The sequence below is a fragment of the Pararhizobium mangrovi genome, from assembly GCF_006516965.1.
Taxonomy (GTDB): domain Bacteria; phylum Pseudomonadota; class Alphaproteobacteria; order Rhizobiales; family Rhizobiaceae; genus Pararhizobium_B; species Pararhizobium_B mangrovi.
The window spans coordinates 1-13,399 of record NZ_VHLH01000036.1 but is presented as its reverse complement, the minus strand read 5'-3'; the positions used below and the strand labels follow the sequence as shown (position 1 = coordinate 13,399).

The 13,399-nt window shown below is 65.7% G+C and carries 10 protein-coding genes; 8 read left to right on the top strand and 2 right to left on the bottom strand.

Features of this window, described 5'->3' with window-relative positions:
- Positions 1-155 precede the first annotated feature (155 nt).
- A complete protein-coding gene (locus FJU11_RS16015; RefSeq protein ID WP_141168085.1) occupies positions 156-1,055 on the top strand; it encodes a hypothetical protein in 900 nt (299 codons plus the stop codon).
- A 383-nt stretch (positions 1,056-1,438) separates the two neighbouring features.
- Here FJU11_RS16015 and FJU11_RS16010 read toward each other — a convergent pair whose 3' ends face one another.
- Positions 1,439-3,070 (bottom strand): acyl-CoA dehydrogenase family protein, encoded by a 1,632-nt coding sequence (locus FJU11_RS16010; protein ID WP_235891075.1) that lies wholly within the window; start codon positions 3,068-3,070, stop codon positions 1,439-1,441.
- A 158-nt stretch (positions 3,071-3,228) separates the two neighbouring features.
- On the opposite strand from FJU11_RS16010, the gene FJU11_RS16005 reads away from it, so the two are divergent.
- From FJU11_RS16005 to dprA, 4 genes are all read left to right on the top strand, one after another.
- A complete protein-coding gene (locus FJU11_RS16005; protein WP_407946736.1) occupies positions 3,229-4,188 on the top strand; it encodes an aspartate carbamoyltransferase catalytic subunit in 960 nt (319 codons plus the stop codon).
- The gene (locus tag FJU11_RS16000; protein WP_141168084.1) at positions 4,185-5,480 is read left to right on the top strand and encodes a dihydroorotase; all 1,296 of its coding nucleotides are present in this window, start codon (positions 4,185-4,187) and stop codon (positions 5,478-5,480) included. The genes FJU11_RS16005 and FJU11_RS16000 overlap by 4 nt, the downstream gene beginning before the upstream one ends.
- A 77-nt stretch (positions 5,481-5,557) precedes the next feature.
- Positions 5,558-6,175, top strand: a complete 618-nt coding sequence (gene plsY / locus FJU11_RS15995; protein WP_141168083.1) for a glycerol-3-phosphate 1-O-acyltransferase PlsY — start codon at positions 5,558-5,560, stop codon at positions 6,173-6,175.
- Complete coding sequence (gene dprA, locus FJU11_RS15990) at positions 6,172-7,326, top strand: DNA-processing protein DprA (protein ID WP_141168082.1); 1,155 nt, start codon at positions 6,172-6,174, stop codon at positions 7,324-7,326. Before plsY ends, dprA begins: the two co-directional genes overlap by 4 nt.
- A 49-nt stretch (positions 7,327-7,375) precedes the next feature.
- On the opposite strand, the gene FJU11_RS18860 is transcribed toward dprA, so the two are convergent.
- The gene (locus tag FJU11_RS18860) at positions 7,376-7,576 is read right to left on the bottom strand and encodes a hypothetical protein (RefSeq protein WP_141168081.1); all 201 of its coding nucleotides are present in this window, start codon (positions 7,574-7,576) and stop codon (positions 7,376-7,378) included.
- 209 nt (positions 7,577-7,785) lie between these two features.
- Here FJU11_RS18860 and topA point away from each other — a divergent pair, with 209 nt between their 5' ends.
- Genes topA through FJU11_RS15970 form a run of 3 tightly spaced genes read left to right on the top strand, consistent with a single transcriptional unit; the run spans position 7,786 to position 13,313 of the window.
- Entirely contained in the window at positions 7,786-10,488 is a 2,703-nt protein-coding gene (gene topA, locus FJU11_RS15980) for a type I DNA topoisomerase (RefSeq protein ID WP_141168080.1), read from the top strand.
- 2 nt (positions 10,489-10,490) lie between these two features.
- Positions 10,491-12,821 (top strand): ribonuclease R, encoded by a 2,331-nt coding sequence (rnr, locus tag FJU11_RS15975; RefSeq protein WP_235891074.1) that lies wholly within the window; start codon positions 10,491-10,493, stop codon positions 12,819-12,821.
- Positions 12,822-12,854: 33 nt separating this feature from the next.
- On the top strand, positions 12,855-13,313 hold the full coding sequence (locus FJU11_RS15970; protein ID WP_141168078.1) for a DUF983 domain-containing protein: 459 nt from the start codon (positions 12,855-12,857) through the stop codon (positions 13,311-13,313).
- Positions 13,314-13,399: the final 86 nt, after the last annotated feature.

Sequence of the window (13,399 nt, the reverse complement as noted above, 5' to 3'; positions counted from 1 at the left end):
TTGGCGCCAATGGCGCGTCCCCTACCGACATACACTCTTATAGATTGAATATATGGAGTTGAATTATCCTGGGTTGTGCCACTCATCCCGGGAATGGTAAGACACAACTTAAGCGACAAGTATGTTGCCTAAATACAACTATAAGGGAACAGGACATGCTTCGCGAAGTTAGGAATCCGCTCGTCAAACGCTTCATCGCCACGTTCGAGGCCGGGCCCCTCGAAACCCTTGCGCGAGAGGCCTGGCTGGCCCGGCACGCGATTTCGGCGGAAAGCTTTCGCCAGCTCTACCGCAAGCACTGCGGCTTCCCACTCGCCTTTTGCGTGCGCGAATCGATCTTCACGCATGTCTTCTTCGAGATCGCCATCGCGAACGAGGACTTCATGCAGCTTTGCGTCAAATCCGGTTTTGCGTTCCAGTCCGGCTTCACCCGTGCCCTGAAGGGCCGCTACAACCATTCGCCGATCCATATCCGCGATCGATACCGGTCCTCGCCGGTCGCCGCCCTGCCTCCGGTCGAGGTGACGTTGATCGACCCGGAACCGGTGTTCGTGCTGCGAAAGCGGCTGGTCGTGTTCGGTTCGCCCTCTTCACCAGAGGTGGGATCGGCGCTCTTTCTGAAGCGCGCACTCGCCCTTCCGGACGACGTGCATCTCTCCTGCCTCGTCGGACGTGCGCCGGGTTCGCCGATCACCATCATCGAGCTTTGCGCCGAACCCGCACGCATCGCTGGCGACAGGCTGCGGAAGCTTTTTCAGGACGATGTCGATTTCGGTTACCTGTTCGACCGGAAAAGCTACGCGCGTTTCACCTTCCCACGCGAAACGGCGACCTCTACGGACGAGGCGATCGGCCAGATGCGCGCCTGGTTCGAACGCAACCGCAGCGTGAACCTTGCAAACGGGCCATGGATCGAACTTGCCAGCCAATCCGACGATGACGGCGGGACCACCATCCTCGTTCCCTGCGCACGGCCGGGTGACGAGCACCATGCGGACATCGAAGCGTTCGAACGGGATTGCGCCCGTCCGGCGAGGGCAATCCAGCAGCGCTGAGAAGGAAGGGTCGGCAAGCGAAAATACGGGAGCGTCCTGCGCTCTGATCGCTGCGAGCCGCGCGGCCTATCTCATTGTTCGCGATGCCGGACCGGATCACCGTGGCCGGGAAAGGCTCAAGAGCCTTTCAGGTTCATACGGAAACGCTCTGCCGACCCTGTTTGCGTCAGGACCGAGACGGATGGCGACGAGCGTACTGGCGGTACGGTCGAGCCATCCGTCGAAGCGTCATGGCGCAAACAGGGCCGGCCCGAAGGGTTCGACCGTGCCGCTCTCCCACTTTGTCGGCGATCTTGCCCGATGAACCACATCGCGCTGCGATCGCCTTCGCGTGGGAAACCGGCACGATCGAACAGAGCGCTTCCGTATAAACCTAAAAGGCTCTAGCGTCCGGCGTCCGCATCGGCGTCCGGGCAGAGCACTTCGAGGATGCGGGCTGCGTCGAAACGCGAATCGAGCATGCCGTAAGTCGAACGCCACGAACCGGCAAGCCGCGTCTCGGCGAACGCATCGGCGATGTGGGCCGCGCCGAGGCGGTTCAGTTCGGCCGCCGCAGCAGCGAGCGCGAGCTGCTCGGTCAGCATGCGCGCGGCTCCCTCGTCTTCCTGCGCAAGCGCGATGGCCGCCCGAAGCACGTCGACGGTCCTTGCGCCGGCCGGGCCCAGATCGTGGCCGATGCCGGCGACGACGCTGTCGAGCAGCTCGCGGCCGCGGCCGAGCACCCGCAGGACGTCGAGCGCCATGGCGTTGCCCGTGCCTTCCCACAGGCCGCTTGCCGGCGCATCGCGATAGTGCCGTGCGATCGGCCGGTCCTCGACGTAGCCGCTCCCCCCGATGCACTCCATCGCCTCGGAAACGAAGCCCGGCGCGCTTTTGCACACCCAGTATTTCGTGACCGGCGTCATCAACCGGGCGTAAGCTGCCTCCTCGCGGGATTCACGCGCCCGGTCGAAGGAGCGCGCGAGGCGCAACGAAAGTGCTGTCGCGGCCGCCGTGTCGAGCGAGAGATCGGCGAGCACCCGCGTCATGATCGGCCGTTCGGCGAGCGGATTACCGGAGACGGTACGCCGGCGGACGTGGAAGACGGCCTCGCCAAGTGCGGCGCGCATGAGACCGGCGGAGACGAGCGCGCAATCGAGCCGCGTCAGGGTCACCATGTCGAGGATCGTCCGCACGCCGGTGCCTGCCGTGCCGAGAAGGAAGCCGTAGCTTTGCGAAAGCCCCATTTCGACGCACGCGTTCGACCGGGTGCCGGACATGTCCTTCAACCGTCGAAGCTCGATCCCGTTCGCCGCGCCGTCTTCGAGAACGCGCGGCACGAGGAAACAGCTGACCCCCTCTTCGGTTCGCCCAAGCGTTACGAAGGCATCACTCATCGGAGCGCCAACGAACCATTTTTCTCCCGTCAGCCGGTAGATCCCCTCGCCGACGCGCGAAGCGGTGCTCGCACATCCCTCGACGTCCGAACCACCCTGACGTTCGGTCATGGCCATGCCGATGGTAACCCCCTGCTTTCGCATGGCGGGCTTGGTCGCCGAATCGTAGCGTCGCGTCAGAACGCGGGGCGCCCAGTCCTTGGCAACACGCGGCGACGCCGCGATCGCCGCGACGGAAGCGGCCGTCGTGCTGATCGCTGCAAGATGGCCGCGTTCGAGACCGGCCGTCAGGAAGAAGCGCACGGCGCGGGCCTGATGCGAGATGCCGGCTTCGTCGGGTACGTTCTCCCAAACCGAGCAATGCAGCCCCGCAGCCACGGATCGGCGCATCAGCGCATGATAGGCCGGATGGTATTCCACCTGATCCGTCCGCTCGCCGCGCGCATCGAGGGCACGCAGTTCGGGGGCCGACCGGTTCGCCATGCGCGCGAGATCCTGTCCCTCGACCGAGGTCGTGAACCGTCCGATCGCATCGAACCCCTCGCGCAGCGACTTCGGCATGTCCGCCGTGACGTCCGTCAGCAGCGGATCGAGACGATAGGCGTTGACGCCGGCATAAAGGCGGGGCTGATTGACCAAGGTCTCGCGCGGTCCTCGTACGGTTGAAGGGTAAGCCTTTCCGCCTGTCTAGCGGGATTCGGCCACTTTTGCATTCGGGCATTCGCGGTGCGCAAGCGCGACGCCGCGCCGGCGAGCGGTTGTCCACCGCGCGATTCGCGCCTATAGAGCGCCCGACCATGAGCGCGGCCCGACCCATCTTTCCGTTCACGCACCGTCATCTGCTCGGTATCGCCAACCTTTCCGAGCACGACATCGCCTTCCTCCTCGACAAGGCGGACGAGGCGGTGCACATCAGCCGTCAGCGCCACAAGAAGACGAGTACGCTCAAGGGGCTGACACAGATCAACCTTTTCTTCGAGCCCTCGACGCGAACCCAATCCTCCTTCGAGCTTGCCGGCAAGCGCCTCGGCGCGGACGTCATGAACATGTCCGTCGCCAGTTCGTCCGTCTCCAAGGGCGAGACGCTCGTCGACACGGCGATGACGCTGAACGCGATGCGACCGGATATTCTCGTCGTGCGTCACGGTTCGGCCGGCGCGGCGGCCCTCCTCGCGCAGAAGGTTGCCTGTTCGGTCATCAATGCCGGCGACGGGGCGCACGAACATCCCACGCAGGCGCTTCTGGACGCGCTGACCATCCGTCGCGCCCGGGGCCGGATCGCGCGACTGGTCGTCACCATCTGCGGCGACATCCTGCATTCGCGCGTCGCCCGATCGAACATCCTTCTCCTCAACGCCATGGGTGCACGGGTGCGGGTCGTCGCCCCCGCGACCCTCCTGCCGACCGGGATCGAGCGCATGGGCGTCGAGGTCTTCGACCGACTGGAGGACGGGCTCGCGGACGCCGACGTCGTAATGATGCTGCGCCTTCAACGCGAGCGCATGGCGGGCGCGTTCGTGCCTTCGGTTCGCGAATATTTCCAGCGCTTCGGGCTCGATGCCAGGCGGCTCAAGGCTGCGAAGCCCGATGCGCTCGTCATGCATCCCGGTCCGATGAACCGCGGCGTCGAAATCGCCTCGGAGGTGGCCGACGGACCTTCGAGCGTCATCGAGGAACAGGTGGAGATGGGCGTCGCCGTCCGCATGGCCGTCATGGAAGCACTCGCGTTGCCACAGAACGCGGAGGCCACGCCGTGAGCCATCCGCCCCTGGTCATTCGCAATGCGCGCATCGTCGATCCCTCGCGCGATATCGACGAAACCGGCACGATCGTCATCAGGAACGGTCGGATCGAAGCGGCCGGCGCCGACGCGACGAATCAGGGCGCGCCGGAAGGAGCGGAGATCGTCGATGCCGACGGACTGCTCGCGATCCCCGGTCTCGTCGATACGCGCGTCTTCATCGGCCAGCCGGGCGCCGAGCATCGCGAGACGATCGCCTCGGCGAGCCGGGCGGCGGCGGCCGGCGGCGTGACCTCGCTCGTCATGATGCCGGACACCCATCCGGTGATCGACGACGTCGCCCTCGTGGAATTCGTGCGCAAGACCGCGCGCGACGAGGCGATCGTCAACATCCATCCGGCGGCCGCCCTGACGCGTGGCCTCGAAGGCCGCGAGATGAGCGAGCTCGGTCTGCTGGCCGAAGCCGGTGCCGTCGCGTTCACCGAAGGTCGCCGGACGATCGCGGACACGCTCGTCATGCGCCGGGCGATGACCTATGCACGCCAGCTCGGCGCGCTCGTCGCCTGCGAGACGCAGGACCGGCATCTCGCAGCCGGCGGCGTGATGAACGAAGGCCTTTTCGCAAGCTGGCTCGGCCTGCCGGGGATCCCGCAGGAAGCGGAGATCATTCCGCTCGAACGCGATCTTCGTCTCGCAGCCCTTACCGGCGTGAATTACCACGCGGCGAAGATTTCCGTCGGCGAATCGGCTGAACTCGTGCGCGCGGCCAAGCGGCGTGGCCTGCCGGTGAGCTGCGGCGTATCGATCAACCATTTGGCGCTCAACGAGAACGACATCGGCGAGTACCGCACCTTCTTCAAGATGTCGCCGCCGCTTCGCGCCGAAGAGGAACGCCAGGCGATGGTGAAGGCGCTCGAACAGGGGATCATCGATGTCGTCGTCTCCTCGCACGATCCGCAGGACGTCGATACCAAGCGCCTGCCCTTCAGCGATGCCGCCGACGGCGCGGCGGGTCTCGAAACGCTGCTCGCGGCAGCGCTTCGCCTCTATCACGGGGACCAGGTTTCGCTGATGCGCCTCGTCGATGCGCTGGCGACGCGACCGGCGAAGATCTTCGGCCTCGACGCCGGTACGCTCGCCCCCGGTGCGCTTGCCGACATCGTACTCGTCGATCCGGACGAGCCGTGGATCGTCAGCGAGGACGATCTGGTCTCCCTGTCGAAGAACACGGCCTTCGAACGTGCCCGCATGCAGGGACGCGTCCGGCGCACCTATGTCCGCGGCCGCGAAGTTTTCGCCGCGGGCTGAAGCATTCCGATGGTAGAGTTCCTTCGCCGCGCGAACTGCGCTAGGTTCGGTGAGAGTTCGACCGGGGGAGTTCACCGATGATCGGTACGGGTGTGTGGGACGCGGGTCCCGCCGGTCTGTTCGTTGCCTTGCTTGCCGGCTATGCCATCGGTTCCGTCCCCTTCGGCCTGCTGCTCACGCGCCTTGCCGGCCTCGGCGACGTGCGCACCATCGGTTCCGGCAATATCGGCGCGACCAACGTCCTGCGTACCGGCAACAAAAAGATCGCCGCCGCGACCTTGCTCTGCGACGCGCTGAAGGGCACGATCCCGGCCGTGCTTGCGCATTACCTGCTCGGCCTCGATGGGGGAATTGCTGCCGGCTTCGGCGCCTTTCTCGGGCATCTCTTTCCCGTATGGATCGGCTTTCGTGGCGGCAAGGGCGTCGCGACCTATATCGGCGTGCTGCTCGGGCTCGCCCCGCTCGGCGTGCCGGTCTTCGCCGTGTTCTGGCTCGGGACGGCCAAACTTTCGCGCTACTCTTCCCTTTCCGCACTCGTCGCAATGGTCGCGACGACGCTCTTCCTCTTCATCGTCGACCGCGGATCGCTCGCACTCCTCTTCGCGGTGATGACGGCGATCAGCTTCTTCAAGCACCGCACGAACATCACGCGGCTCGTTTCGGGCACCGAAGGGCGTATCGGAGAGAAGGGGTGAGCGCCTCGCCCGAAGCCGAGGGCGAAGGCATCCCCCTTTCCGATGCCCAACGCCTCGCATGGCTTCGCCTCATCCGCAGCGACAATGTCGGCCCGGCGACCTTTCGCGACCTCATCAACCATTTCGGCTCGGCTGCCCGCGCGATCGAAATGCTGCCGGACCTTGCCGCACGCGGCGGCTCCCGACGCATCCGCATCGCGACGAGCAGCGACGCCGAAGCGGAGATGGAAACGGCCGAACGCTTCGGTGCACAGTTTGTCGGCATGGGCGAGCCGGATTATCCGCCGGCCCTGCGCATGGTCGACGGCGCGCCGCCTCTTCTGGCGATGTGCGGCGATCTCACCCTCACGCACCGGCCGGCCGTCGGAATGGTCGGCTCGCGCAACGCTTCGGCGGTCGGCTGCCGCATCGCGACATCGCTGACGCGTGCGATCGGGGCGGCCGGCTACGTGCTCGTCTCGGGGATGGCGCGCGGCATCGACGCGGCCGCGCATGCGGCTGCCGTCGAAACCGGCACGATCGCGGCGATGGCCGGCGGGCTCGATCGACCCTACCCGCCGCAAAACGCCGCGCTTTACGAACGGATGCGCTCGGGCGCCGGGCTCGTCGTCAGCGAGATGCCGTTCGGTTGGGAACCCCGGGCGCGGGACTTCCCGCGCCGCAATCGCCTCATCGCCGGCATCGCGCTCGGCCTCGTCGTCATCGAAGCGGCAAAACGGTCGGGCTCGCTGATCACCGCGCGTCAGGCCGCGGACTTCGGCCGCCTCGTCTTCGCGGTGCCCGGCTCGCCCCTCGACCCGCGCGCCGGCGGCACCAACGGCCTTCTGAAGGACGGGGCGTCCATGGTCACCGAATCGGCCGACGTGCTGGATGCACTCGCCCCGCTCGGTGCTCTGCCGGTGGAGAAACGGCCCTCGGTCGCGGAGCCGGACATGACTTCGTTCCCTGCCGCGCCTCCAGACGAAGGCGAGCGCTCGCGCATCGTCGATGCGCTCGACATGACCCCGGTCGCCGTCGATGCACTGATCCAGCATACCGCCGCCCCGACGGCCGCCGTGCATCTCGTGCTGCTCGAGCTCGATCTTGCGGGGCGGTTGCACCGCCATCCGGGCGGCCTCGTATCGCTGGCGCCGACCGCCGGCTTGTCCTGAAACACGGCCGCGGCTTTTCCTTCGAAAGGGAAAACGAAAACGGTTCGATTCAACCGTAAAAGCGCGAGTTCGGCTTTTCCTTCTCGATCTCGCTCGCCTCCAGGCAGGCCATTTCGATGAGGTAGCACAGCATGTCGCAGCCGTCGCGATCGGCGACGGAACGAAGCTCGTTCAACATCTGCCGAATATACGAAATATCCTCCTGTACCCGTCCGTGTTCGCAATCCCGAGAACCCTTGGAAAGCTGCATCGAGTCGACACTCCATTCGGCGAAAACACGGAAATCGTACGTATTAGCAGTATAAATTGCAAACGCAATTTCGCTTATTGGTTGTGCACCGCAGTAAGAGTGAAATTGACGCCTTGCCCTTGACCCTTTCCCTGCGGCTGTCCATGTCGGGACGCGCCGGGCATTGCTTCGCACCGGCACCATGCCCGCTCACACTTTTTGGATGCCCAATGGACGTCGTCGTCGTCGAATCGCCCGCCAAGGCCAAGACCATCAACAAGTACCTGGGCTCGAACTACAAGGTTCTGGCCTCGTTCGGCCACGTGCGCGATCTTCCCGCCAAGGACGGATCGGTGAAGCCAGACGAAGACTTCGAGATGACGTGGCAGGTCGATACCGCCTCCAACAAGCGGCTGAAGGAGATCGCCGACGCGCTCGCCTCCTCCGACGGGCTGATTCTCGCGACCGACCCCGATCGCGAGGGCGAAGCGATCTCGTGGCACGTGCTCGAGGTCCTGCGGCGCAAGAAGGTGCTGAAGGACAAGCGCGTCAGCCGCGTCGTCTTCAACGCGATCACCAAGAAGGCCGTCCTCGACGCGATGGACAATCCGCGCGAGATCGATTCGCCGCTGGTCGAGGCCTATCTCGCCCGCCGCGCACTCGACTATCTCGTCGGCTTCAACCTCTCGCCCGTGCTGTGGCGCAAGCTGCCGGGCGCGCGTTCGGCGGGCCGCGTCCAGTCGGTTGCTCTCCGGCTCGTCTGCGACCGCGAGGCCGAAATCGAGCGCTTCGTCTCCGAGGAATACTGGCAGATTGCCGCCGAGATGAAGACGCCGCGCGGCGAGGATTTCACCGCGCGCCTCGTCTCGAACGAGGGCAAGCGCCTGCAGAAGATGTCGATCCGCAACGGCGACGATGCCGGGTCGATCCGAGAAATGCTGGAAGGCGCTTCCTTCCGCACCGACAGCGTCGAAGCCAAGCCGACGAAGCGTAACCCGTCGCCACCCTTCACGACCTCGACGCTACAGCAGGCCGCCTCCTCCAAGCTCGGCTTCAACGCCTCGCGCACCATGCAGGTCGCGCAGCGCCTCTACGAGGGCATCGAGCTCGGCGGTGAGACGGTCGGTCTCATTACCTATATGCGTACCGACGGCGTGCAGATGGCCCCGGAGGCAATCGACGCGGCGCGCGCGGCGATCGCGGACCAGTTCGGCGATCGCTACCGGCCGGAAAAGCCGCGTTTTTATTCGACCAAGGCGAAGAACGCGCAGGAGGCTCACGAGGCGATCCGCCCGACGGACTTCACCCGCACGCCGGATCAGGTGAAGCGCTACCTCGATACCGACCAGGCGCGACTCTACGAACTCGTCTGGAAGCGCGGCATCGCCAGCCAGATGGCACCCGCCGAAATCGAGCGCACGACCGCCGAGATCACCGCGACGAACGGCGGCCGCACCGCCGGCCTGCGTGCGACCGGCTCCGTCATCCGCTTCGACGGCTTCATCGCCGCTTATACCGACGCCAAGGAAGACGGCGAACAGGGCGACGACGGGGACGATGCCGGCCGCCTGCCCGAGATCAGGGCGAACGAGGAACAGGCCTGCGAAAAGGTCGTGCCGACGCAGCACTTCACCGAGCCGCCGCCGCGCTATTCGGAAGCCACCCTCATCAAGAAGATGGAAGAGCTCGGCATTGGCCGGCCCTCGACCTACGCCGCGACGCTTTCGACGCTGCAGGAGCGCGATTACGTCACCGTCGAGAAGCGCAAGCTGATCCCCGGATCCAAGGGCCGGCTCGTCACCGCTTTCCTCGGCAATTTCTTCGAACGCTACGTCGAGTACGATTTCACCGCCGATCTCGAAAGCAAGCTCGACAAGATCTCCAACGGCGATCTCGACTGGAAGGAGGTCCTGCGCGACTTCTGGAAGGACTTCACCGCCCATGTCGAGGAGACGAAGGAGCTGCGCGTCTCCGACGTGCTCGACGCGCTGAACGAGGACCTCGCGCCGCTCGTCTTCCCGAAGAAGGAAGGCGAGGAAGGCGATCCCCGTACCTGCCCGAACTGCGCCGACGGCAAGCTTTCGCTCAAGCTCGGCAAGTTCGGCGCGTTCGTCGGCTGCTCGAACTATCCCGAGTGCAACTTCACCCGGCAGCTCTCGCCCGATTCAGCCGATACGCCGGAAGCGAAGCTTTCCGCCGAGCCGAAGGATCTTGGCCGCGATCCCTATACCGAGGAGGCGATCACGCTGCGTTCGGGCCGCTTTGGACCCTACGTCCAGCGTGGCGAGGGCAAGGAAGCAAAGCGCTCCAGCCTGCCGAAGGAATGGTCGATCGACGACATTGACCACGAAAAGGCGCTGGCACTTCTCTCCCTGCCACGGGACATCGGCCAGCATCCCGAGACCGGCAACGCGATTTCCGCCGGCCTCGGCCGCTACGGTCCGTTCGTGCGACACGAGAAGACCTATGCGAACCTCGATGGCATCGACGAGGTCTTTTCCGTCGGCCTCAACCGGGCCGTCACGCTGATTGCGGAAAAGCAGTCGAAGGGCGGGCGTGGCCGCGGCAAGCCGGCGGCGCTGAAGGAACTCGGCGAGCATCCAGACGGCGGCGACATCGCCGTGCGCGACGGACGCTACGGACCCTACGTGAACTGGGGCAAGGTCAACGCCACCCTCCCGAAGGACAAGGACCCCCAGTCCGTCACCATAGAAGATGCGCTGGCGCTGATTACCGAAAAGACCGGCAAGAGCGGTGGCAAGAAGAAGACGAAGGCGAAGAGCGCAACGGCGAAAAAGTCGTCTGCCAAGAGCACTGCGTCGAAGGGAACGGGCGCGAAGGGCAAGACGACCGCGGCGAAGAAGTCGACCGCCGGCAAGACGTCCGCTGCCGGGTCGAAGTCGAAAACCGCGAATACGCCGGCCGAGGACTGAGCGTGACCCAGCGAACCGGTGGCCGGCCCCGCAAGACGAGTTCGACGCGCAAACGGCCGGAGGGCGGTGTGCTGGATCGCGAGACATTGCTGCGTTTCGTATCCGACCATCCCGACCGGGCGAACAAGCGCGACATCGCCAAGGCCTTCTCGGTGAAGGGCGACGACCGGATCGCGCTCAAGCATGCCCTGCGCGAACTGGAGGAGGAGGGCCTTCTTCAACGCGACCGCAAGCAGCTCAAGCGCCCCGGCGACCTGCCTCCGGTAGCACTGCTCGATATCACGCACCGCGACAATGGCGGCGGCCTCCTCGCACGGCCCGCATCCTGGAACGAGGACGACGGAACGGCACCTGCCGTCTCCATCCGTCCGCCGTCCGATAAGGGCAGAGGCAAGCGCCCCGCCCCGGCGCCGGGCGTCGGCGACCGTGTGCTCGCGCGACTGACCCGTGTCGACGACCCGATCGGCGCGCCCTACAGCGCCAAGGTGATGAAGATCATCGACCGGAACCGGGGCACCGGTCTCGGCGTCTTCCGTGAGACGACCTCCGGCGAAGCCCGCATCATGCCGATCGACCGGCGCCAGCAGGAACTGGCTGTCGGACCGGACGACACCGGGGGTGCGAAGGACGGCGACCTCGTCGAGGTAGAGGCCACGGGGGCCGGGCGCTACGGGTTGAAGCGCGGCAAGGTCGTCAAGATCGTCGGTTCGATCGGCGGCGAGAAGGCGCTTTCCACCATCGCGCTCTATGCCCACGGCATTCCGGACCGCTTTTCGGAGGCGACGATCGCCGAGGCCGAAGCGGCCGAGCCCGCGACCATGAAGGCTCGCGAGGACTGGCGCGACCTGCCTCTCGTCACCATCGACCCGGCGACTGCTAAAGACCACGACGACGCCGTCCACGCCGAAGCCGACCCCGATCCGGCGAACGAAGGCGGCGTGATCGTCACGGTCGCGATCGCCGACGTCGCCTACTACGTGCGCACCGGCAGCGCGCTCGACCGGGAGGCGCTTCGCCGCGGAAACTCGGTCTATTTCCCCGATCGCGTCGTGCCGATGCTGCCCGAGCGCATTTCCAACGATCTCTGCTCGTTGCGCGAAGGCGTCGAGCGCCCGGCGCTTGCCGTGCGCATGACCTTCGCCGGGGATGGGCGCAAGTTGAAGCACCGCTTCCACCGCGTGATGATGAAGAGCGTGGCCGGCCTCGCCTACGAGCAGGCGCAGGCAGCGATCGACGGCCGGGTGGATGCCGTGACCGGCCATCTGATGGACACGGTGCTGACGCCGCTCTGGCACGCCTACGAAGTGCTCGGCAGAGGCCGTTCGAAGCGACAGCCTCTCGAACTCGACCTGCCCGAACGGCGCCTCGAACTCGCCGAGGACGGCACCATCGCCCGCGTCGTCGTGCCGGAGCGCCTGGACGCGCATCGCCTGATCGAGGAGTTCATGATCCAGGCGAACGTCTCGGCCGCCGAGACGCTCGAGAACCGGCGCCAGCCGCTCGTCTACCGCGTTCACGACGAACCCTCGCTTGCCAAGCAGGAGTCGCTGCGCGACTTCCTCTCGACGCTCGACATCCCGTTTGCACGCGGCAATCTGCGCGCCAACCATTTCAACGGCATCCTCGAAAGAGCCGAGGACGAACCCTACGAACAGATGGTCAGTGAAATGGTCCTGCGTTCGCAGAGCCAGGCCGTCTACGCGCCGGAAAACATAGGCCATTTCGGCCTGAACCTGATGCGCTACGCGCACTTCACCTCGCCGATCCGCCGCTATGCCGACCTGATCGTGCACCGTGCGCTGATCGGCGCACTCGGGCTCGGCGAAGGCGCGATCACGCCGGAGGAAGAGTCGAACCTGACCGACATCGCAGCCGACATCTCCACATTCGAGCGCCGCGCGATGGCCGCCGAGCGCGAGACGGTCGACCGCCTCGTCGCCCATCACCTCGCGGGCCGGATCGGGACCACCTTCGAGGGCCGCATTGCCGGTGTCACGAAGTCCGGCCTGTTCGTCGCCCTGCCGCAATACGGGGCGGATGGCTTCATCCCGGTTTCCACGATTGGCGAAGAGTACTATGTCTACGACGAGGCGCATCAGGCACTGACCGGCGACCGGTCCGGGCTCGGCTACCGCCTTGGCGATACGGTGGAGGTGCGGCTGAAGGAAGCCATTCCGCTTGCCGGATCACTGCTCTTCGAGATGCTCAGCGAGCCGACGAAGATGCCGGCGACGACCCGCTCCTACCACAAGGCGAGCCGACAGGCCGATCGTCAACGCGTATCGCGCGAACGTCGGAAGGGACAGAAGCGAGCACCACGCGGCAGGCATTGAAAGCCGGCCGATCCGCAGAGCGAGAGGTTCGTCATGAAGCGTTCGAGCCAGCTTGAGATCCGGCACCGTGGCGACGCAGCGCCAGAAGCCGCATCGCCGCGCCACGTCGGAACGGCCATGTCTCGCGGATTTCGGAGCCGGTGTCCGGCTTGCGGCGATGCTCCCCTCTTCCGTGCCTTCCTGAAGCCCTTCGACGCCTGCCCCGCCTGTGCGGAGGAGATGCATCACCATCGGGCCGACGATCTGCCCGCCTATCTCGTGATCGCGATCGTCGGTCATCTGATGGTCGGCGGCTGGCTGGGCACGGCGGCGCTGACCGATTTGCCGGGCTGGGTCCACATCGCGATCTGGGCACCGCTGACGGCGATCGCCGCCGTGGCACTCCTTCAGCCGGTCAAGGGCGCCGTCATCGGGTTGCAATGGGCAAACCGGATGCACGGCTTCGACCATACGCACGCGGATCCGGCCGAACATCCGCTGAAGGATTTCTAGCTGTGGAGCCTCAACAGGTTGTCCTGATCGAGACCGAGGCGGCTGATGGGCACGGTGTCGTTTATCCCGCCATGGGGACGGTGCCA

Excerpts from the sequence above, each read along its gene's own strand:
- topA (WP_141168080.1), top strand. The coding sequence starts at position 7,786 with ATGGACGTCGTCGTCGTCGAATCGCCCGCCAAGGCCAAGACCATCAAC.
- FJU11_RS18860 (WP_141168081.1), bottom strand. The coding sequence starts at position 7,576 with ATGCAGCTTTCCAAGGGTTCTCGGGATTGCGAACACGGACGGGTACAG.
- FJU11_RS15970 (WP_141168078.1), top strand. The coding sequence starts at position 12,855 with ATGAAGCGTTCGAGCCAGCTTGAGATCCGGCACCGTGGCGACGCAGCG.
- FJU11_RS16015 (WP_141168085.1), top strand. The coding sequence starts at position 156 with ATGCTTCGCGAAGTTAGGAATCCGCTCGTCAAACGCTTCATCGCCACG.
- plsY (WP_141168083.1), top strand. The coding sequence starts at position 5,558 with ATGATCGGTACGGGTGTGTGGGACGCGGGTCCCGCCGGTCTGTTCGTT.
- FJU11_RS16005 (WP_407946736.1), top strand. The coding sequence starts at position 3,229 with ATGAGCGCGGCCCGACCCATCTTTCCGTTCACGCACCGTCATCTGCTC.